Here is a 22045-nt window from a genome sequence, read left to right as displayed (position 1 = left end):
AAAAATAATTTTTAATTGATATGTTTTTAATAGAAGGCAATAAATTTTGGTGAATTTTGAGTAATTAAGATTTTATTTCCTTTAATTTTTTGCCTATGGCCTTTGAAAATAAAAAAAGCACGTACCTAGATTGATACGTGCTTTTGTCAATTATAGGGATGTCTTATTTATTAGATTACGCCTTGAGCAATCATTGCATCGGCAACTTTACGGAAGCCTGCGATGTTGGCACCTAATACGAGATTGCCGGGAACTCCGAACTCTTTAGCGGTCTCATCTGCATTTAAGAAGATGTTCTTCATGATGTTAAAGAGTTTGCCGTCAACTTCTTCAAAGGTCCAAGCGGTCATTCCCGCATTTTGCTCCATTTCAAGCTGGGAAGTAGCTACGCCGCCGGCGTTGGCTGCCTTGGCAGGACCGTAAGCGATGCCGGAAGCCAAGAAAGCGTTAATAGCGTCAATTGATGAAGGCATATTGGCACCTTCAGCTACGCACTTGCAGCCGTTCTTAAGCAGGGTCTTAGCGTCTTCGACATTAACTTCATTCTGGGTTGCGCACGGGAAGGCAGCGTCGCAAGGAACGGTCCATACATAGTGGAGTCCTGCCGGGTAATCGGCAACTGCAACGTACTTGGCAGTCGGAACGAGTTCGGCATAACGGGTTAATGAAGCACGTTCTACTTCTTTGACCTGCTTTAAGACATCAACCTTGATGCCGTTAGGATCGTAAATAGCACCGCGGGAATCAGAAACGGTAACAGGAGTTGCACCGACCTGATAGAGTTTTTCACAGCAGTAAATAGCAACGTTACCGGCACCTGATACTGCGCATTTCTTGCCTTCAAGACTGTCGCCGCGTGCTTTCAACATTTCTTGTGCAAAGTATACGGTACCGTAACCGGTAGCTTCAGTACGAGCAAGTGAACCGCCGAAGTTTAAAGGCTTACCGGTTAAAATGCCTTCGTATTTAGTGGTAAGACGCTTGTACATGCCGTAGAGGTAGCCGATTTCGCGACCGCCGACACCGATGTCGCCTGCAGGAACGTCAATAGTGGCGCCGATGTAGCGGTGGAGCTGGAGCATGAAAGCCTGGCAGAAACGCATAACTTCGTTATCTGACTTGCCTTTAGGATCGAAATCAGAGCCGCCCTTGGCACCGCCGATAGGAGTACCGGTTAAGGAATTCTTAAAAATCTGTTCAAAACCTAAGAATTTTAAAACGCCTTCATTTACAGTCGGATGGAAGCGAAGACCGCCCTTGTAAGGACCGATGGCGGAGTTGAACTGTACGCGATAGCCGCGATTTACTTGGATCTGTCCTTTGTCGTCAATCCACTCAACGCGGAAGGAGAAAGTTCTCTCCGGCTCAACAATGCGCTCTAAGATCTTATTTTTTTCATAAGCGGGGTTTTTATCCAAGGCAGGCTGAAGAGTAGTAAGAACTTCTTGAACTGCCTGTAAGAATTCAGGCTGATATGAATAACGCTGGGATAGATTATCGAACACCTGTTGCGAATAGGACATTTTTATCTCCTTTAAGACAATGATCCTTTAAAAAATCGGTGGGTATAATTTACAAATACTTTTACTTTGGTGCAATTAAAAAGCATTTTTTAACACAAAAAGTGCAAAAAAATAGCTTTTTTGCTTTACTTTGGAACAGTATGGCACTGCTTTAGTGCGTAGAATTTTTAGAACTCTGTTGATTTTATTGTGCGTTTGTTTACAGTGTTTTTCTTTAAATTCAAGATGTTAATTTTCATTTTATGAAAATAAATTAATTTGCGTTCTGTTGTATATATTTTTATATTTTCAAGTCTTATATATGTATATACCAGGTTAAAACAGCTTATTTATGCTTTTTATTTACATTTTTATCAGTTTTTTTGTGTTTATCAGAGACGTTGCACTTAAAAGAGGCAATGGGTTTATGAGCCTTACAAAAATCGTTCTACGCATTAAAATGGTGAAAGTTTAATAAGGAGTTAGTCAATGACCGATTATACCAGTATGGCAAACGGCGGTTTGCCGCGTATTTCGCCGTATCAGGCAGGTAAGCCTATCGAAGAAGTTCAAAGAGAATTGGGCCTTAGTGAAGTAATTAAACTGGCCTCAAATGAAAATCCTTTCGGTATGAGTAAAAAGGCTGTTGCCAAATGTGCCGAAGCTTTAAACTCAAGCCACATCTATCCTGATTCAAACGGTTATTATTTAAAGCAGAAACTTTTTGAAAAATTCGGTTACGATCCTAAAACTATTACTTTAGGTGACGGGTCTAATGAACTTATTAACCTTATTTTCCAGACATTCATTAATAATAAGGTTAATGTAGTTATTCCTGCTTATTCCTTCGTCGTTTACCCAATGGAGGCTACAGTTGCCGATGCTCAAGTAAAAACCATTCCGCTCAAGGATTGGGTAATTGATTTGGATGCTGTCTACGACGCAATTGATTCAAATACTCGCATGGTGGTACTGGCTAATCCTGCCAATCCGACCGGTACTGCAGTAAATATTAATAAGCTTAAAGAATTTGTGAAAAAAGTTCCGCATGAAACTTTAGTCGTAATCGATGAAGCTTATAACGAATATCAAAAAGAAGAAGATTTTGACGATACTGCAAAATGGATTGCCGAGTGTCCTAACCTCATTGTCAGCAGAACTTTTTCTAAAGCTTACGGACTTGCCGGACTTCGTATAGGATATATGGTTTCTAATGAGGAAATTGCTTCTTTAGTTAATCGCCTGCGTGCTCCATTTAATGTAAATGCGATTGCGCTCACGGCAGCCATTGAAGCATTGGATGACACTGATCACCTTAAGATGGTTGTAGCTGAAAACGCTAAAGAAAGAGATCGTTACGTAAAATACTGTGAAGATCATAATTTGTATATGATCCCTTCTCAGGCTAATTTCGTAAGTATTGATTTTAAGCGTGATGCTTTCCCGATTTATGATGCGCTTTTACATCGCGGAGTTATCGTAAGGCCGCTTAAAGGTTATAAACTTGATACCATCTTGCGCATTTCAATTGGTACGCATGTTGAAAACACTAAACTGTTTAAGGCTCTTGACGAGATCCTTAAAAGTTTGAAATAGTATCAAGGTCGTAATTTAAATAAGCTGTCAGCTCAGAGTTAATTAAACAAATGGAAACATTGCATCTAAATAAGAAAAGTAAAATCTCAGGAAGTATTACTTTACCGGGATCAAAAAGTTTATCTAATCGTGCTTTGCTTCTTTCTGCAGTAGCAAAAGGAACTACGCGCTTACATAATCTTTTACGCTCTGACGATACTGCTCGTATGATTGATGCATTAAAAGCATTAGGCGTTAAATTGTACGAAGACGGTGACGTAATGGTCGTCGAGGGAATAGGTTCTGCTTTTAAATGCAGTGCAGAAAAGAGGATTGTTCTTGATTTAGGCAATGCCGGCACTGCGATGCGCCCTTTATGTGCAATGCTTTCCATTTCTGAAGGCTGCTTTGAGCTTACAGGCGAAGTTAGAATGATGGAAAGACCTATAGGACCTCTTAGTGAGTCGTTAAAAACCCTGGGTCTTTCTATTGAATATCTTAATAATCCCGGTTTCCCGCCGCTTTTAATTCGCGGAGGCATGGTAAACACTCATGAAGTTCACGTTGACGGAAGTACCTCAAGTCAGTTTATTTCAGCTTTGCTAATGTCGGCTCCTTTATGCGGAGGATTGACCATTAAAGTTGACGGTGATTTGATTTCAAAGCCTTATGTTGATTTGACTATTGCTCTTATTGAAAAATTCGGAGCTAAAGTTACCCGTCAGGGTTATCGCAGTTTTACTGTAGCAGCTGGGGATTATGTTTCACCTTCCGATTATCTTGTTGAAGGTGATGCTTCCGGTGCTACTTATTTTTGCGCGGCAGCGGCAATAGCCGGAGAAATTACCGTTAACGGCATAGGTGAAGAGTCAACGCAAGGTGATATCAATTTTTTAAAAGTCCTTGAAAAGATGGGAGCAAGAGTAGAACGCTTTAAGTCTTGTGTTAAAGTTTATAAAGCTCCGGAACTTTTGGGCATAGATATTGATATGAACAATATGCCGGATGCGGCAATGACTTTAGTGCCGATGGCTTTATATACTAAAGGAAAAGTTCGTATTACCAATATTGCAAGCTGGCGCGTAAAAGAAACTGATCGTATTGCCGCAATGGTAAAAGAAATGTCCAAACTGGGAGTAAATGTTAACTCCGGTGAGGATTTTATTGAGATTGATGCGTCGGTGCGCAATCATGATGAAGTAACATTTGATACTTATAATGATCACCGCATGGCTATGAGTATGTCTTTAGCGGCTTTTGATCGCGATATCAATATCAACGATCCTGAATGTACCAAGAAGACTTTTCCGGATTATTTCGGATTGTTTTCCAAGGTGTGTGAATAAATCAATTTGTCTATAGGTTTTTAATTGATGGGCATTGATGATAATCAGCTTATTAAAATGCAGGAGAAGATGGCTTGGCTTGAAGATCTCCTGGAAAAAAGCGGAAAAGAAATTGCAGAACTTGAAGACAAGGTATTAAAGCTTGAAAGAGATATGAGGATTTTATCTTCTAAAATTGCTGAGCCTTCAGCCGTTCGTGATTTGAAAGATGAAACTCCTCCGCCTCATTATTAAAATCAAACCCTGCACAAAAGCAGGGTTCAATTTGTGCAATTTAAATTAAGCTTTTCATTTTTTTAGTCTTAAAGAATCAAGACATTCTGGTGCCATCATTCTTAGCGGAATTAATATTGAGTCCTTTAATTCGCATACTCCGATAAAAGTTCCTTTGCATCTTACCTGCAGGGGACCGTCAGTTTTTTCAGGTAAAACCGTATTTTTAAGATTAATCTTTTGTCTGACTCCGTGGGTTAAAGGCTCAGCCTGATTATAAGGAAGAGAAATTAAAGGCAGGTTGTTAACAGCAAGTTCAAGAGGATATAACAGCTTGTCAAGCTCAGTAAAATCAGCCGGATTTTCTCTGCCGTCGGCAAGATTTTGAAGTCCTTCAAGACTTATCATATTGTTTTCCGGAAGACCTTCCACATAAGTTCTGCGAAGCATTGTGACAAAAGCACCGCATCCTAAAGCTTCCCCGATATCGGCAATCAAAGTACGAATATAGGTACCTTTTGAACAATAGACCTCTACAGTGAAAGAATCTTCTGTAGTAGCAAGAAGTTTAATTGAATAAATTTCAATTTCACGTTTAGGTATTTCTACGTCTTTACCTTGTCGGGCATATTTATATAAAGGTTTGCCGTCAACTTTTACTGCAGAATAAATAGGGGGAACTTGTGTTATTTTTCCGGTAAATTGCTGCAATGTGTCATTTAAACGCGAAAAAGCATTACCGATCGGACGTTCTGCAACTATTTCCCCTTCACGATCGCAGGTTGTTGTAGTTTTACCAAGCAATCCGGTTGCAATATATTTTTTATTGCCTTCTAAAAAATAAGAAGAGAATTTTGCCGCTTCGCCAAGGCAGATAGGGAGTAATCCTGAGGCCAGAGGATCAAGAGATCCGGTATGTCCGCCTTTTAATGCCCGATAAATACCTCGAGCTTTTACCAAAGCTCCTGATGATGATATTCCTTCAGGCTTATCTAAAAGTAAAATTCCCGATACATTGCGCTTGGGGACAAAAGGTCGTTTGATTTTAGTTGCAGATTCTGTAATAGGCATAGCAATTAATCGTTAAATAAAAGAACTACGAAATTCTACCAGTTTTGCTTAAATTTTGCTCCAATCTTAAATTTAAGCATGTTCTTTTGAAGAAAAGGCTGTATGTTTGTTAGTAAATTTAAACTTTTTGTTCAGATCTTTAATTAATAGTAAATAAAAGCGATGTCTGGATAAATACGCTAAATTTATGCTGATAGAAGCTTGATATTGGTTTTAGGCGGATTGCCAAACAGCTTTTTGTAATCACGACAAAATTGATTGGCACTTTTGTAGCCTACTAAGAAAGCTGCTTTTTGAGTGTTGATGTCTTGCTGTAGCAGAATACGTTGTGCTTCGTATAATCGAAGCTGTTTTTGGTATTGCAGCGGGGTTGTTCCGGTTACTTTACTGAAGTTGCGAAAGAATGCAGATGGTGACATATGAATTTTGTCTGAAAGATCGTTAATGTTGATTTCTTCTTTAAAATGATCTTTTAAAAATTTTATTGCTTTGGCGATTTGATTGCTTGGTGTACCTTCTTTGTAAAAGTGCCTTAAAAAATTGCCTAACGGACTGATGATGATTCGAAAATAAATTTCTTTAATAATATTTTGACTAAGAAAATTTCGGGAAAAAGGATCTTCATTACGAAGCTTTAGCAGTCTTAAAAAAGCATCGGCAAGAGTCTCTGACGCATCAATAACGAAGATATCGGAAGGTAAAGAATTATCAAGGTAATGATTTTCAATACTGTTTAATACTTCAAGCATTAGTGAATCATTAAAATCAAGTCCGATACACAGCATGGGATGGTTGCTGTCAGCACGAGTAACCGCGCTTAAGCTTGGCATCGCAACACCGGTTACGATGCATTGTCCTTCATGATATTGAAATTTATTATGATTAACGACAGTTTGTTTTTCTCCTTGAACCATGAATAAAATCATTGCGTCATAGAAACATTTTTTTAAGTTTGAAGTTTTACTTCTTTTGCAGATTTTAAGATCGGATATGCCGATGTCGTAAACGCCGTCACATAAGGCTATATTTAAAATTTGTTGTTTTAAATCTGTATAAAGATTACTTGTCATCTGGTTTAACTGTAAAGAAAAGAAAGCATCGCAATTATTATTGAGCAATAAAACTTTTTAATCAACAGCTAAGTTAAATATTAAGAACTGCTTATTTATCTTGAATATTAGAGGTGTTGATTATTAATAATAAAAATAGCAATTCTTACTTGTGGGAATTTCAGGCAATAAAAAAGGAATAATAGTCACTTTTTATCATTATATAAAAATTAATATGACCGCTATCAAATTTACATGTTTATTTAGGAGTAAAGGCTATGCGTAAGGATGTAATGATAGTGATCGGTGCAGGTCAAATAGGGATGGCAATCGCTCGCAGAGTAGGTTTTGATAAGAAAGTTGTTATTGGGGATAAAAATTTTGAAAATGCAAAAGCTATTGCTCAGATTATGCAGAGTGCAGGTTTTGACGCTGTTTTTTCACAAGTAGATTTATCCTGTCGTGAGTCGATTCTATCTTTTATTAAATTTGCTGAAAATTTTGGTGAAATTTCCACTTTAGTCAACGCTGCAGGCGTATCGCCAAGTCAAGCATCAATAGAAACGATTTTAAAGGTTGATTTGTACGGAACTGCGGTTTTGCTGGAGGAAGTCGGTAAGGTTATTAAGCAAGGCGGCAGCGGAGTTACGATTTCAAGTCAGTCCGGGTATAGAATGCCGGCATTAGGTGCAGAAAAAGATGCAATGCTTGCTTTGACTGCAACTGAAGATCTACTTGATTTGGATATGCTTAAACCTGAGGCTATCCGTGATACTCTGCATGCTTATCAAATGGCCAAGCGCTGTAATGTCAAACGTGTAATGGCAGAAGCCGTAAAATGGGGTGAGCGCGGTGCACGTATTAATTCAATTTCACCGGGAATTATTGTAACTCCTCTTGCTTTAGATGAGTTTAACGGTCCGCGCGGGGATTTTTATAAAAACATGTTCGCAAAATGTCCAGCTCATCGTCCCGGAACGGCCGATGAAGTTGCCAATGTAGCGCAGTTGCTGTTAGGTCCACAAGGTGCGTTTATTACCGGATCTGACATTTTGATAGACGGAGGCGCCACCGCTTCATATTTTTACGGACCGTTAAAGCCTTAAAAAATGAAAAACAAAAACCATTTTCGTACAATTCAATAGTACGAAGATGGTTTTTTCAAGTTCTTTACTTTTTCAGAATTTTTATTTGTTTCAGTTTTTCGCAGGCTTCTTTTAAAACATCATCTTTTTTAGCAAAGTGAAAACGGATATAACGGGAACACCCGTCTTTAAAGAAGCTTGACCCGGGGACAGCGCCAAGCTTGACCTTTTGGGCTAAATCTATGCAGAAGTCATAGTCGCTTTCATATCCGAATTCCGAGATGTCGACCATTACAAAATAAGTGCCCTGCGGTGTAAAGAATTTAAGTCCGGCATCGCTAAGGCCGTTTAAAAATCTATCGCGCATCGCTGTGTAATGCTTTTGCAGAGCTGCATAATATTCATCGCCAAAATTTAAAGCTGTTACTGCAGCTTCCTGTAAAGGGGCAGCGGCACCAACGGTTAAAAAGTCATGAACCTTTCTGACTCTATCTGCAACTTCTGCAGGAGCAAGAACATAACCTAAGCGCCATCCAGTGATTGAATATGTTTTAGATAGTGAGTTGCAGATAACGGTTCTTTCACGCATTCCCGGTAAAGAAGCAAGATAGCAGTGTTCATAAGGAGCATAAACGATATGCTCATATACTTCATCGGTGATAACAAAAGCATCATATTTTTTGACAATTGTACTGATACGAAGTAATTCTTCTTTTGTAAAGACTTTGCCGCACGGATTAGACGGATTGCATAAAATTAATGCCTTAGCTCCGTCTTTAAAGGCTTGTTCAAGTTCTTCATCATTAAAATTAAAAGAAGGCTCATGCAGCGGAATATAAATCGGAGTTGCTCCGCATAAAATAGCATCGGCTCCGTAGTTCTCATAGAAAGGAGAAAAGATTGCAACTTTATCTCCGTCATTTAATGTTGCAAGAACTGAAGCTAACATGGCTTCAGTTGAGCCGCAGGTAACGGTTATTTCGCTTTGCGGATCGTAGCTTAATCCTGAAAAATGTTCGACCTTTTTAGATAACGCTTTTCTGAAATTATCTGCGCCCCAGGTTATTGCGTATTGATGCGGGCCTTTGAAAGCCGTTTCTTCAAGTTTTGCAAGAAGTTCATGCGGAGGATCAAAGTCAGGGAATCCTTGTGAAAGATTTAAAGCACCGTATTCATTACAAATACGAGTCATGCGCCTTATTACCGAATCTTCAAAAACTGAACTTTTTTTACTTAAACTAATCATTTTTTTGTCCTTAATATTAAATAGCGTAGCCGTCATGCGGGTTTAAAAGTCCTTTAGGGTCAAATGCCGCTTTTACCGCACGCATAAGCGCAATCGTTTCGGGAGCGGTATGATTAAGGAAATAGCGGCGCTTTGATTTTCCTATGCCGTGTTCTGCGGCGGTAAGTCCCCCTAACTCATAGACATTGTTGTAAATTTCATCAAGAAGGTGCTGTAAAACCAAAGGCCATTTTTCTAATGGAATTTCATCTTTAATAATGCACAGATGTACGTTCCCGTCTCCCGCATGACCGAATGATAAGATCCGTACTCCTTCTTTTTGCGACAGTTTGTTAACGAAATCGACAAAATCAGCTACTTTGCTTAGGGGGACTACGGTATCGACAGGCTCCCAAATACCGCTTGCCTGTACTGCTTTGGCAAGAGCGGCTCTGATTTCCCAAACATTAGAGCTTACCTTAGGATCGGTTAACGCAATGAAGTCAAGACAGAGGTTTTTTAATTCATTCTTCGCAATATTAAATGCATCAAGAACGTCTTGTTCACAGCCGTCAAAGGTGACAATTAAATATGCTTCAGCCTCAGGACAAGGGAACTCTTTTGATAAATAGTTTTCACCAATCGCAATTACTTTACGTTCAACAAATTCAATTGCCGTAGGTTTTAAGCTCATGGCAAAAAGTGTGGGTAGAGCATCTAGAGCTTTACGCAAGCTTGTAAAGGCAAGAAGGGCACTTTGCGTATATGCAGGTTTGGGAATTAGCTTAAGTCTTGCTTTGGTTATGACACCTAAAGTTCCTTCTGATCCGATTACAAGATGTTTAAGATTAAGTCCGGAACTGTCTTTAATGGTGTCGGCACCAAGTTTTAATACATTTCCCTGCGGAGTTACGAATTCAAGTTCACGTACATAATCACGGGTTACTCCGTATTTGACGGCACGCATTCCGCCTGCGTTAGTTGAAATATTGCCTCCGATGGTTGCTTCTTTTTCAGCAGGATCAGGCGGATAAAACCAGCCTTTGCTTTCAACGAAGTTTTGCAGATCGCAAAGTTTGACACCGCAGCCTACCTCAATACTTTGATTAAACTCATCAATTTGTCCGATTTCTTTTAAGTTTGAAACATCAAGAACCAATCCTCCTTCAGGAACGGTTGAAGCAACAAGATTGGTTCCGGCTCCGCGGATAACGATGTTTATGTCGTTTTCATAGGCTAGTTTTAAAGCTGCGGCAACGTCATCGGTAGTTTCTGCTTTTACTAAAACATCGGCTTTACCTTGTATGGCGCCCACATAATCGGATAAGTATTTTTTATCAAAGACAAGTGTTACTTTATCTCCAAGTTTGTCCTTAATAAGTTTTATAAATTTTTCCATGATTGACTCCTTAAAAATTCGTTTTAATGACTTAGTCTTTTGGCTATGAAATCTCCGAGCCATTGTGAAAACTGAACGATTGCAACTAAAAGGATGATGGTAAAGAGCATTACCCCGCTTTCATAACGGTAGTAGCCGTATTGAATGGCAAGATTGCCGATGCCACCTCCGCCGACCATGCCGGCCATTGCGGAAAAGCCGATAAGTGAAATAACGGTTACAGTAAGAGCACGGATCAATCCAGGAGCCGCTTCAATCAAAAGTACGTCTTTAACTATTAAATAGGTTGAAGCTCCTTGTGCGATACTTGCTTCAAGTACGCCTTCATCCACTTCAAGAAGGGCGCTTTCTACTAGTCTTGCCAAAAAGGCTATTGCACAGATGCTAAGCGGAACGGCTGCGGCAATAGGTCCTATTTTGGTACCGGTAATAAAGAAAGTAAGCGGTAACGTAAATACGATAAGAATAATAAAAGGTATTGAACGTACGATATTGATAAAACCGCCTAATACCTGATAAAGCACCGGACGAGGAGTAAAGTATTTGCTTTTGCAGGTAAAAAGGGTAAAACCTAAAATAACGCCGACAATGCTTGAAATAACGACGGAAATAATCATCATTTCAAGGGTTTCCCATAAGGCTTTTCCAAGCTCTCTTTCTAAAATATCTAAAGTTGCTTCAAGCATGATTAATCCTCCTTGTAAGTAAGGCGATCAAGCCTTGCCTGGGTTTTAATGAAGTTGATTGCCGCAGTACGGTTTTCTGCATTGCCTTGAATGCCGATAACCAAGATGCCCAATGGCTTGCCGCTTATATATTCAATCTTGCCTCCGACTATCGGTACCTGGACTGCAAAGTCGCGGGATACTTTGGAAATTAACGGTTCATAAGCGTTATTGCCTGAATAAGTGATTACAAAAAGCTCTTTTTCGTGAAGGAACACTTCATGAGGCAGTTCTAAATGCCATGAACTTGAGACAAGACTTTTGGTGATCTCGTGCTGTGGATTGGCAAAAACATCGTAGCAAAGACCTTGCTCAATAATTTTTCCTGAATCCATGACTGCAATTTTGTTAAATAATGTTCTGGCGACCTCCATCTGATGAGTGATGAAAAGTACAGTTATGGGATAGTGCGATTTGATTTCCTTTAAGGTATTTACAACTTCTTTGGTGTTATTAGGATCAAGTGCTGATGTGGCTTCGTCGCACAATAAGATTTTTGGCTCATTGGCAAGAGCCCTTGCAATAGCTACGCGCTGTTTTTGACCGCCTGATAGATCAGAGGGGAATAATGAAGCTTTATCTTTAAGTCCTACACGGTCAAGCCAAAACAGAGCTTTCTTTTTAATTTCATCTTTAGGTGCACCTGCTGCTTTTAAAGCAAAACAGACGTTATCCAGCACTGATGAATTTTTAATTAAGTTGAAGTGCTGGAAAATCATGCCGATTTTAAGACGGGTTTGTCTTAAGTCTTTCTTGTTTAAGGCGGTGATTTCGACACCTTCGAAAAATACTTTTCCTAAAGTCGGTTTTTGCAGCAGATTTACGGTACGCACCAGAGTGCTCTTACCGGCCCCGGAGGGTCCGACAATGCCGAAAAAGTCGCCTTCATTTATAGTCAATGACGCATCCTTTACGGCAAAGGTATCGTTAAATTGAACCGATACTTTATCTAAGCGAAGAATTGGTTCAGACATTATTTATCTCCATTATCTGCAGCAGTGGGATTTTTGTTGAAGTTTTGCCACCAGTCAGGACGTGTAAAACCTGTGTAATATGAGTCATTGTTAATGCGTGAAACGAAATTGTCTGAGCGCACCAAATCTTTAAGCAGGGCTCCGATGTCGTTTACATGATCGTTTTGCACTGTTACGACATTTAAGATTGACGGAGCGACTTTTTCAACGCCTAAGGCTTTGGTGTAGTCAAGATTTGCCGCTATAGCGTAATTGCCAGGAACAAGGCCGATACCGATACTGTCAAAACTTCTGGAGATTTGAGCCGCTTCCATAACGACAAACTCAAGATTCAACGGGTTATCTTTTACGTCTGATACGTTAATTTTGTTTTCATCGGCAAGATTATCTTTAAGCGTTATAAGACCGATATCTTGCAGTAAGCGCAATGAACGGGCCAGGTTAACCGCATCTGTTGCTATAGCAACTGAAGATCCGGGTGTGATTTCGTCAAGTTTGGAAAATTTGTCTGAAAATACGCCCATGCCTAAAGTCGGTACGGCAGTCACTGAGGTCAGCTTTAATCCTTGGTTTTTAACGATAGCGTCAAGGTAGGCTTGATGCTGCATTAAATTGGCATCGATTTCCCCGCTGTCCAAAGCCTGATCAGGCTGAACGTAATCGGTAAATTCAATTATTTTAAGTTCATAACCTTTATCTTTTAAACTCTCGGTAATAGTGTCTTGAAGCATTTTGCCGTAAGGTCCAGGGCATACGCCTACTTTAAGCTCTTTTAGTCCGGTTTCAGTTTTTGCGGTTTGCTTGTTGGCATTGTCATCATTACAGGCAGTTATGCTTAAAACAGCTGCAGCAAGTAATAAAAATTTAGATTTTAATAACATAAAATTCACCTATGTATACAATAATTTTGATAAAAATCAATTAGTTAAATTTTAAAAAAGATAAAAATAGACTTATTTAAAGTAAAAAATCCAAATACACTACGGGCGTGATGAATTAAATGTCTTTAAATAAGAAAAAGGGTGTCTTAGTGAGACATTCGCATGGACATGGCCATGGAAGAAGAGAGGGAGCAGGAAGAGGCAGTAGCGAAAGAATCAAAAAAACTTGAAGAGTAAAATAAATTGTCATTTAAAAACGAAAGCGTCGGTCGCTTCGTATTTAAATCACTATGTTGATATGATGAAAACATTGTGTTTTTCCTTAATAAAAATTTATTTGTTTTTAAACTATCGCAAATAAAGATGACTAGTCAATAGTATTTAAAAATAAAGTTTATGCTGCTCTATAAATGAGCATTTTAATAAATAAAAATCGGTTTTTCAGTATTTATTGTCAGGGATGGGGAGTAGACGCATTGACGTCAAAAATAGGCTGATTTATCAAGTTAAAGATGATGTATGTCTGATTTTGTAATGTAAAGGATATTATGGAGATAAATAATTTCATGTTTACTTAACTTGATCACTGAAAATCAATGTAAAAAGTTTTAATACAGTGAAGAAAAAAAGAGGTGTTTTTATGGCAGATAATGAGCTTGTGGATATAGTTGATGAAAATAACGAGGTTATAAAAACTGTTTTCAGAAAAGAGATGCGGCAAAAGCATTTACCGCATAGAGCTTGCTATATCGCATATTGTGACAGGCAAAATCGCTTTTTAATTGAAATAAGAACCTTATCTAAGGATTATGCTCCGGGGCTTTTGGATGCTTGTATCGGAGGCGTGATTGAGTCTGGTGAAGATTTTTTAGAGGCAGCGCGCAGGGAGCTTTTAGAGGAAGTCGGAATTGATGGTAATAAGATCGATTTTTACGACTTAGGTTTTGCAAAAATTCCGTCCGGAGATATGTTCCTTTACGGATATTTATGCTTTGCCAAGGGTGATGCTGTAACCGTACGTCAGGAAAGCGAAGTATCTGGAATTTTATATTTAAAAGAGGATGAAGTTTTAAAATTAGCCGATTGCTGCGTCAGTGATTCTCTTTACGCATTTAAAAAGATTTTAGAAAAGGCTAAGGAACAAGGTTACTACAAGTAGGTAAAGTATTTCCTCTCAAGTACTTTCTTGAGAGGATTAGATTAAAGCCAGCCTTTCTTTCTGAAGAACAGATAGGTAGCCCCTGCTGATAAGATCATCATGCAGATTGATAAAGGGTAGCCGAAACGCCAATCAAGTTCCGGCATAAATTTAAAGTTCATTCCGTAAAGACTTGCAATCCAGGTTGGCGGCATGAACACTACTGCGGCAACTGAGAAGATCTTGATGATTTTGTTTTGCTTATGATTGGTATAACCCATTGTTGCTTCAAGCTGGAAATTGATCTTGTTGGCCAAAAATTGGGTATGAGGCAAAATGGATTCAATGTCGTTTAACATTTCATCAATGTTGCGGTTTTGTCTGTCATCAAGTGATGACTCAAAAGTTTTTTTAATAAAGCGTAGAGCTCGACGGCTGTCGTACAAGGCCTGCAAAATCTGACCGTTTAATTCTTCCTGACGTACGAGCTCTTCAAGGTTTTCCTCTACATGTCCCTCTTCGATGATGGTATCAGCTGTTTCATCCAAGGTGCTGTATGCGTCCTCGATCATATCTGACAGTTGATCTACTTTTAAATCCTGCAGACTTAACAGAATATCAAGGGCGGAGCGTATATTGGCTTTGCCGTGGCGAATGTAATAACGTAAAAGGCGGACAATGGAAACATCATCTTCACGAAAAGACAACAGTAAGTTTTTCCTCATGGTAAAGGACATGTTTACACCGCGGGTATCGTTGGCAAGTCGTTGAGGAAACAAGGATAAAATGTGTACGCCGTCAGGTCCTACCCTAAAACGTGAAGATGACTCAATATCGTCCATTTCATCTTCATCAGGAACGTCTTCGATTAACAGTTTTTCAAGCCACTGACGTTCTTCATCGTCAGGTTGATTTACATCAAGCCAGATAGTGTTGGTAGGTAAGGTTGATCCGGCTGCGACAGACACCAGTTTGAGGGTGTCATCATCATTTAAAAGGCAAGCATTAATCATTATTATTCTCCCGTTCACAGCATAAAGCTGATATAGATTGCGGCAGAAAGCTCTGCACGGGACGTACTTTTATAAGTACGCATCGGGCGTTAAAACGCGCCTGTATTTTTTCATAAAAACAGCATAAATTCCAGAAAAATTGTCAAAATCCAATAAAAACTGAAGAAAAATTTTGTTAAATGTAAGTTTACGAAAATTTAACAATTCTATGAATTTATTAAATATTTTTATAATTCATGTTAAGTCTGATGATTTTTTGACCGTTAAAACGCGTTTTTGCTGACAGTTTTTAAAGATTTATCTGTTAAAATGTAAAGTTGGTACATATTGATAATAATCAATATATATCGATCTAGTAGTGCAAATTCAGGTTTTCCTATGTTCGAATCCATCTTTTTAATATTGGTGGTTTTTCTGCTCATTTTGGCTGCCATTGATTTGTTCGTTGGCGTTTCAAATGACGCAGTAAACTTTTTAAATTCAGCAGTAGGCTCTCGCATCGCTCCGCTTAAAGTTGTTATGCTGGTTGCTTCTTTAGGGGTTCTTTTCGGTGCGACTTTTTCATCAGGCATGATGGAAGTTGCCAGAAGTGGAGTTTTTCATCCGGAACTGTTCACTTTTAAAGAAGTAATGATTATCTTTATGGCGGTAATGCTTGCGGATGTGTTGCTTCTTAACATTTTTAACTCATTAGGCTTGCCCACATCTACGACGGTTTCAATTGTTTTTGATCTCTTGGGAGCATCGGTGTGTGCGGCTTTTTATAAAATCTACGTTTCGGACGGCTCTTTTACAGAAATTTTTAATTACATCAAATCTGATAAGACGATAACGATTATTTCGGCAATTCTGGTTTCGGTTGTTGTTGCGTTTGTTTCCGGAGCTTTAATTCAGTTTATCTGTCGTTTGTTATTTACTTTCAGATTTAAGAATACCTATAAGTATTTAGGCGGTTTGTTCTCCGGCTTTTCAATTACAGCAATCATTTATTTTTTGGTTATGAAGGGCGCTAAAGGCGCTTCTTTCATGAAACCTGAATATATTGAATTTATTGAAAATCATACTTCAAGCATTTTATGGATCTGTTTTATCGGTTTTACCGTTTTTAGTCAGATTCTGGTACTTGTTAAATTTAATGTTTTCAAAATAATCATCCTTTCAGGAACATTTGCTTTAGCATTTTCTTTTGCCGGAAACGATCTTGTAAACTTCATCGGTGTTCCTCTTGCCGCTCTTGACAGTTATCAGACTTGGACAGCCTCAGGTCAAGGTGCTACCAGCTTAATGATGGATTCTTTAAATGAGAATTCTCATACCGCAACTATTTTCCTGCTGCTTGCCGGCATCATTATGGTTGTTACCTTATATACGTCAAAAAAAGCTCATCGCGTTATACAAACTTCAATAAACCTTTCAAGTTCAACCAAAGGTGAGCATGAGCAGTTCGGTGCCTCAACACCGGGTCGTGTTGTTACCCGTTTCGGTCTGGGAATCTCAAGAGCTGTTAGTACTATAATGCCGCAAAGCGTTTCTCGCTTTATTGCATATCGCTATAGAAAAGCTCCGGTTGTAAAGGGTGAAGTTCCTCTGCCGTTTGATTATGTCCGAGCTTCGGTTAATTTGGTTATAGCTGCAGTTTTAATTTCTTCTGCTACTTCATTGAAGCTGCCGTTGTCTACCACTTACGTAACTTTCATGGTGGCAATGGGCTCTTCTTTTGCCGACGGTGCTTGGGATAGAGAAAGCGCGGTATATAGAATTTCCGGTGTTATAACCGTTATCGCCGGATGGTTCTTGACCGGAATTTGTGCTTTTACCGTAAGTTTCCTCGTGTGCTTGCTTTTAAATTCTTTCTTTATTCCTGCCTCAGTAATCTTAATGCTGATTGTCGTTATGATTATTGTCCGCACCAACTTTATGAAAGAAAAGACCACTGAAACCGTAGCATTGGTTATTGAAGCTAAAGGTGACAATAAAAAGATTATGGAAGCAGTTTCAGGTGCTGTTCCCGTATTCTTTGATCTGCAGGTTGAATGCATGCGTCGTACTTTTGAGAACTTCTTTGAAGATAATGAGTTCAAATTGCGAAAAGCACGCAATAAAGCATCCAATGTGCTTTATCAGATCTCAAAAGAGCGTAGTGAATATTACACGATGGCGCTTGATAAGAAGCAGGATGGAAATGCCGGTACCGTTGATGCAAAGCACTTCTTCTATTTGGCATTTTCTAATATGCGTGAGGCTGCTAAATCAATTCGTTATGCAATTGATCAGGCAGTAACTCATGTTGCTAACCGACATACTATTTTCGGCGGCGAAATGAAGAACAGTCTTCTTGATCTCTTTAAGCGAGTTGAGAAGATTAGTCAGGATATGCACGTTATTGCCGTTAACCCATCTGCACAAAATGTCGAACTTTTGATTAAAGCATACCAAGAAGCTTAATCGTGACATTGACAGATCACAGATGGACTTGGTTAATTTAATCGGCAGACAGCATGTTTCCATGCATTCATCTGAAATGTACTTAACCTTCCTGCAGTCTCTTCGTGATTTGGCTAACCGCTACGCTGCAGTAGCAATGCAGGAGAGAGCCTTATATCAGATTGTTGTAGGGTCTCCCGTTGATACTACGGTAAATTCGGCTCAGATGCAGTCTCAGGTTATTCCTGCTGCGATTGCAACCGATTATGAAGAGGTTGTTTCAAGCTCGGCTCCTGTAGAAGATGCAGAGAGTTTTTCTGATGGAGCAGAGAAAGCCGAGGAAATTGAGAAAGAAGCAATTAATAAAAAAGAAGATTAGCTTTAAAATTTAAAACCTCAATTCGCAAAGGGCACTTAAGTTGAAAAATTTAGGTGCCTTTTTCTTTTCCTGACTCACACTGCTTCAAAATAAAAAATGTGCTATTCGTCGCACTACCATACTAGAATACTACCGTTTGATAAAAAAAACATTCATAATAAAAATATTAGTTTTACAGAACTCTTACGCATCTATACTGCGTAGTAAAGTTTTAACCGGGAGAACACTCATCATGATGCACATGACCATGCGCTGGTACGGACCTGACCAGGATAAGATTACTTTAAAACAGATTCGCCAAGTTCCGGGAATGGAAGGCGTAATTACCGCTTTACATGAAATTCCGGCTGGCGAAGCTTGGCCTGAAGAGAAGGTTCGTGAAAGAAAGGCTATTGTTGAAAAAGCCGGTCTTAAGCTCATGGGCATCGAGAGTATCAATGTTCATGAGGACATTAAATACGGCGGGAAAAATCGCGACGAACTTATTGATAATTATATTAAATCACTTGAAGCTGTCGGTAAAAACGACATTCATATGGTTTGTTACAATTTCATGCCGGTGTTCGATTGGACCCGTACCGATTTAGCTTTGCCTTTACCCGATGGATCAACTGCTTTGGCTTATGACGGTAAAATCATTGAGGGATTGAGTGCCGAGGAAATGTTTGATCGCATTGCCAATGCTTCAAACGGTTTTGAAATGCCGGGATGGGAATTAAACCGCCGCGATGAAATTACTGCACAGATTAAGAAGTTTGAAGGTATGACCGGAGACGAACTTCGCGCCAACTATAAATATTTCCTTGATGCAATTATGCCTACTTGCGAGAAATATAACATTAAGATGGGTGTTCATCCTGATGATCCTTCTTATGATTTATTCGGTTTACCGCGTATTTGCAAGTGTGAAGAAGATTTGGTCAAAATTGCTGAAATGAACACAAGTCCGTGCAACGGATTCTCTCTTTGCACCGGATCTCTTGGCAGCAACCCTAACAATAATTTGCCTAAGATCATACGTAATCCTAAGATTGCTCCGCGCATTTACTTTGCTCACGTTCGTAATGTTCTTTATACCGGAGATCATCAATTCCATGAAAGTTCACACGTTTCTCATACCGGATCGCTTGATCTTTATGAAATTATGAAAGCTTTAATTGAAGTCGGATTCAATGGACTCATCCGCCCGGATCACGGTCGTGAAATTTGGGATGAGATTGCGCGCCCCGGTTATGGATTATATGACAGAGCTTTAGGTGCTACTTATCTTATCGGTCTTGAAGAGGCGATTAGAAAAGGCAAAGGAGAAGCATATCCTAACGATATTAATTCTGTAACCGCAAAGATCTAAGAGGCTTTTATGGTAGCAGTAACCTTAGAAGGACTTAAAGATAAGGAAGGTTTTAAAAAGGCAGGGGTGACCCTGCCTGCCTTTGATGTCGTAAAAGTTCAAGAATATTCAAAAGATAATCCGGTATGGATTCACGCAGGTCCCGGTAATATTTTTCGCGGCTTTGTTGCTTCATTGCAGCAGTCTTTATTAAATGAAGGATGGCAGCAATCAGGCATACAGACAGTTTCTTTTCACGGTGCCGATTTAATTGATAGGATTTACAAGCCTCACGACTGTCTTACGATGGAAGTTACTTTACTTCCGGATAAGAATGTTGAGCTTAAGGTAATAGGTTCAGTTGTAGCAGGATATGAGGTTAGCGGTAAAAGACCGGATGATTGCAAGACAATCCGTGAGATGTTTTGTAAAAAGAGTCTGCAGCTTTTTTCATATACCATCACTGAAAAAGGCTATGCCATTAAAGGAATTGACGGCAAATATCTGCCGATTGTTGAAGACGATTTTGCAAACGGTCCTGCAAAATGTCATCACGCAATGTCCATTACGGCAGCTTTGCTGTGGGAGCGCTATCAAAACGGTGCTTATCCTATAGCAGTCGTTTCGATGGATAATTGCTCGCATAACGGTGATAAGGTAAAAGATGCCGTTTTGACTATCGCAAAAGTCTGGCATGAAAAGGGTTTTGTCAGTGAAGGTTTTATTGACTATCTCACAGATAGCAGTAAAGTTTCTTTCCCTTGGACTATGATTGATAAAATCACTCCGCGTCCCGATCCTGAAATTGTTGCGCTTTTAAAGGATCGCGGTATTGTTGATATGGATCCGATTAAGACTGAACGCGGAACTTTTATCGCTCCATTTGTCAATGCCGAAAAACCTCAGTATTTGATTGTAGAGGATGCTTTCCCTAACGGACGTCCGCCGCTTGAAAAGGTCGGGGTGCTGTTTACCGATAAACAGGGGGTTGATTTGTGTGAAAGGATGAAAGTTACCACGTGCTTAAATCCTCTTCATACTGCCTTGGCTGTTTATGGCTGTGTATTGGGTTATGAGCGCATCAGTGCAGAAATGGACGATCCGGACTTAGTGAAGTTAATCAAGACATTAGGCTATGACGAGGGGCTTAAGGTTGTTGATGATCCTAAGATCTTAAGTCCAAAGGCATTTCTTGATGAAGTTATCAATGAACGTCTTCCGAACAAATGTTTGCCGGACTCTCCGCAGCGTATTGCCACTGATACTTCACAGAAAGTTCCGGTACGCTTTGGCGAAACTTTAAAGAATTATGCTAAAAAAGGTCTTGATACAGGAAATCTTGTCGCTTTGCCTTTAGCCATAGCCGGATGGGTAAGATATCTTTTAGCCATTGATGATAACGGTAAAGAGTTTGAGCTGTCTGATGACCCTTTGATTCCTGAATTGAAGAAGATTATTTCCCCCATCAGATTCGGAGATCCTGCCTCTGTAGGAGAGAATCTTAAGCCGTTGTTGTCCAATGCATCAATTTTCGGTGTAGATTTGTATGCTATAGGTTTAGGTTCTAAGATTGAGACAATGGTCGCGGACATGATTTGCGGCCCGGGAGCTGTCAGAAAGACTTTACAAATGTATCTTAAATAGTTAAATTAACAGCGGCAAACATTCAAAATTTGCCGCTTTGTTTTTATAACTTGTTATTTTTTATTTTTGATTTGTCTGCAGGCGCTAACAAAATGGCTAAGGAAAAAATAGTTTTACCTAAGTTACGTTTTTCAAGTAAGAGATCAATTAGCGGACAAATCTATGATTTTTTAAGAAAGCAAATTACTGAAACTAAATTAAAACCGGGTACCGCTTTTTCTGAAAACGAGCTTTCCGCTCATTTTAATGTTTCAAGACAGCCTGTAAGAGAAGCCTTGATGCGCTTGAACCATGAGGGATTATTAATTGTCATGCCTCAGCGCGGTAGTATCGTAAGCAAAATTTCAGCAAGCGGTTTAAAACAAATCTGTTTTATCCGTACTTCACTTGAGTGCGGATCGGTAATTAAAGCAAAAGAGCTTGATGATAAAACTTTTAATAAAATTTTATCCCAATTTGCAAAAAATCTTGACAGGCAGCGTGAGTGCTTAAAAGATGGAAATACTGCGATTTTCTTAAATTTAGATGATGATTTCCATGAACTTATTTGCAGTTTGTCTTTATGTCAGATGACATGGGATGTATTGCGCAGCGTAAAAGGACATATGGATCGTATTCGTTATCTTTCTATGGGAAATGAGTCGCCTATTTCACAGTTAATTGCAGAACATGAAGAGATTTTTGAAGCTTTAAAATCTAAAAATTTTGATCACGCCGTTGAATTGTTAAAACATCATTTATACGAAATTATGCAGACTCATATTTCCATTCGCGCTAAAAATAGTGAATGGTTTGAGGAAGAAGACGAGTAATTTTGTAAAAACTAACATTGCTTAAATTAAAAGTTTTTTTCTGTGCGTTGATTCATTTCGGCAAAGTTTAAATGTTTTAATTTTGATAAAATGATTTTATCTGCTTTTGAAATTTACTAAAAATCCGTGATTGACCTAACCAAACTGCCTTTAAGCATTACTTCATTTAGCGAATTTTGTGAAAGAAATAAAATCTATGTTGATAAAACAGATCTTGTCGCAAAGTTAGCTCAATTTGATGCTCCGATTTTTTTATCCCG

At 39.0% G+C, this 22045-nt stretch carries 20 protein-coding genes; 11 read left to right on the top strand and 9 right to left on the bottom strand.

What is annotated here, in order from left to right:
* Nucleotides 1-170 precede the first annotated feature (170 nt).
* Nucleotides 171-1523, bottom strand: coding sequence for an NADP-specific glutamate dehydrogenase (gene gdhA, locus HMPREF9444_RS08875; protein WP_009144087.1), 1353 nt, complete (start codon nucleotides 1521-1523; stop codon nucleotides 171-173).
* 468 nt (nucleotides 1524-1991) lie between these two features.
* On the opposite strand from gdhA, the gene hisC reads away from it, so the two are divergent.
* From hisC to HMPREF9444_RS08860, 3 genes are read left to right on the top strand one after another with little or no spacing between them, the layout of a single operon-like run.
* Complete coding sequence (gene hisC, locus HMPREF9444_RS08870) at nucleotides 1992-3098, top strand: histidinol-phosphate transaminase (RefSeq protein ID WP_009144086.1); 1107 nt, start codon at nucleotides 1992-1994, stop codon at nucleotides 3096-3098.
* Between the two features lie 50 nt (nucleotides 3099-3148).
* A complete protein-coding gene (gene aroA / locus HMPREF9444_RS08865) occupies nucleotides 3149-4423 on the top strand; it encodes a 3-phosphoshikimate 1-carboxyvinyltransferase (RefSeq protein ID WP_009144085.1) in 1275 nt (424 codons plus the stop codon).
* A gap of 27 nt (nucleotides 4424-4450) precedes the next feature.
* The gene (locus HMPREF9444_RS08860; protein ID WP_009144084.1) at nucleotides 4451-4657 is read left to right on the top strand and encodes a SlyX family protein; all 207 of its coding nucleotides are present in this window, start codon (nucleotides 4451-4453) and stop codon (nucleotides 4655-4657) included.
* 54 nt (nucleotides 4658-4711) lie between these two features.
* Here HMPREF9444_RS08860 and truB read toward each other — a convergent pair whose 3' ends face one another.
* Nucleotides 4712-5707 (bottom strand): tRNA pseudouridine(55) synthase TruB, encoded by a 996-nt coding sequence (truB, locus tag HMPREF9444_RS08855; RefSeq protein ID WP_009144083.1) that lies wholly within the window; start codon nucleotides 5705-5707, stop codon nucleotides 4712-4714.
* Nucleotides 5708-5892: 185 nt separating this feature from the next.
* A complete protein-coding gene (locus tag HMPREF9444_RS10665) occupies nucleotides 5893-6777 on the bottom strand; it encodes an AraC family transcriptional regulator (protein WP_009144082.1) in 885 nt (294 codons plus the stop codon).
* A gap of 257 nt (nucleotides 6778-7034) precedes the next feature.
* Between HMPREF9444_RS10665 and HMPREF9444_RS08845 the strand changes: the two genes are divergently transcribed.
* Complete coding sequence (locus HMPREF9444_RS08845) at nucleotides 7035-7862, top strand: SDR family oxidoreductase (RefSeq protein WP_009144081.1); 828 nt, start codon at nucleotides 7035-7037, stop codon at nucleotides 7860-7862.
* Between the two features lie 64 nt (nucleotides 7863-7926).
* Here the strand turns inward: HMPREF9444_RS08845 and HMPREF9444_RS08840 are convergent, their stop codons facing one another.
* Genes HMPREF9444_RS08840 through HMPREF9444_RS08820 form a run of 5 tightly spaced genes read right to left on the bottom strand, consistent with a single transcriptional unit; the run spans nucleotide 7927 to nucleotide 13045 of the window.
* A complete protein-coding gene (locus HMPREF9444_RS08840; protein ID WP_040909469.1) occupies nucleotides 7927-9087 on the bottom strand; it encodes a pyridoxal phosphate-dependent aminotransferase in 1161 nt (386 codons plus the stop codon).
* Nucleotides 9088-9103: 16 nt separating this feature from the next.
* Entirely contained in the window at nucleotides 9104-10465 is a 1362-nt protein-coding gene (locus HMPREF9444_RS08835) for an FAD-binding oxidoreductase (RefSeq protein ID WP_009144079.1), read from the bottom strand.
* 23 nt (nucleotides 10466-10488) lie between these two features.
* Nucleotides 10489-11151 (bottom strand): methionine ABC transporter permease, encoded by a 663-nt coding sequence (locus HMPREF9444_RS08830; RefSeq protein WP_009144078.1) that lies wholly within the window; start codon nucleotides 11149-11151, stop codon nucleotides 10489-10491.
* A gap of 2 nt (nucleotides 11152-11153) precedes the next feature.
* Nucleotides 11154-12164: a methionine ABC transporter ATP-binding protein gene (locus tag HMPREF9444_RS08825; RefSeq protein ID WP_009144077.1), complete on the bottom strand. Its 1011-nt coding sequence runs from the start codon at nucleotides 12162-12164 to the stop codon at nucleotides 11154-11156.
* The gene (locus tag HMPREF9444_RS08820) at nucleotides 12164-13045 is read right to left on the bottom strand and encodes a MetQ/NlpA family ABC transporter substrate-binding protein (protein ID WP_009144076.1); all 882 of its coding nucleotides are present in this window, start codon (nucleotides 13043-13045) and stop codon (nucleotides 12164-12166) included. Before HMPREF9444_RS08820 ends, HMPREF9444_RS08825 begins: the two co-directional genes overlap by 1 nt.
* A 640-nt stretch (nucleotides 13046-13685) precedes the next feature.
* On the opposite strand from HMPREF9444_RS08820, the gene HMPREF9444_RS10660 reads away from it, so the two are divergent.
* Complete coding sequence (locus HMPREF9444_RS10660) at nucleotides 13686-14204, top strand: NUDIX domain-containing protein (RefSeq protein WP_050779022.1); 519 nt, start codon at nucleotides 13686-13688, stop codon at nucleotides 14202-14204.
* Between the two features lie 41 nt (nucleotides 14205-14245).
* On the opposite strand, the gene corA is transcribed toward HMPREF9444_RS10660, so the two are convergent.
* Nucleotides 14246-15196, bottom strand: a complete 951-nt coding sequence (gene corA, locus HMPREF9444_RS08810; RefSeq protein ID WP_009144073.1) for a magnesium/cobalt transporter CorA — start codon at nucleotides 15194-15196, stop codon at nucleotides 14246-14248.
* A 378-nt stretch (nucleotides 15197-15574) separates the two neighbouring features.
* Between corA and HMPREF9444_RS08805 the strand changes: the two genes are divergently transcribed.
* The 6 genes from HMPREF9444_RS08805 to HMPREF9444_RS11000 form a co-directional block, all read left to right on the top strand.
* Complete coding sequence (locus HMPREF9444_RS08805) at nucleotides 15575-17641, top strand: inorganic phosphate transporter (RefSeq protein ID WP_083801154.1); 2067 nt, start codon at nucleotides 15575-15577, stop codon at nucleotides 17639-17641.
* Between the two features lie 22 nt (nucleotides 17642-17663).
* Complete coding sequence (locus HMPREF9444_RS10655; RefSeq protein WP_009144070.1) at nucleotides 17664-17999, top strand: hypothetical protein; 336 nt, start codon at nucleotides 17664-17666, stop codon at nucleotides 17997-17999.
* A 232-nt stretch (nucleotides 18000-18231) separates the two neighbouring features.
* Nucleotides 18232-19350 carry a mannonate dehydratase gene (locus HMPREF9444_RS08800; RefSeq protein ID WP_009144069.1) on the top strand — a complete coding sequence of 373 codons (1119 nt, stop codon included), beginning with the start codon at nucleotides 18232-18234 and terminating at the stop codon, nucleotides 19348-19350.
* 9 nt (nucleotides 19351-19359) lie between these two features.
* Nucleotides 19360-20973, top strand: a complete 1614-nt coding sequence (locus HMPREF9444_RS08795; protein ID WP_009144068.1) for a mannitol dehydrogenase family protein — start codon at nucleotides 19360-19362, stop codon at nucleotides 20971-20973.
* A 92-nt stretch (nucleotides 20974-21065) separates the two neighbouring features.
* The gene (locus HMPREF9444_RS08790) at nucleotides 21066-21785 is read left to right on the top strand and encodes a GntR family transcriptional regulator (protein WP_009144067.1); all 720 of its coding nucleotides are present in this window, start codon (nucleotides 21066-21068) and stop codon (nucleotides 21783-21785) included.
* 126 nt (nucleotides 21786-21911) lie between these two features.
* On the top strand, nucleotides 21912-22045 hold a 134-nt coding region (locus HMPREF9444_RS11000; protein ID WP_009144066.1), incomplete at its 3' end, for an AAA family ATPase.

This window comes from Succinatimonas hippei YIT 12066, assembly GCF_000188195.1.
In the GTDB taxonomy this organism is placed as follows: Bacteria; Pseudomonadota; Gammaproteobacteria; order Enterobacterales; family Succinivibrionaceae; genus Succinatimonas; species Succinatimonas hippei.
The sequence above is the reverse complement of the archived record's forward strand: the minus strand, read 5'-3'. Positions and strand labels throughout refer to the sequence as shown.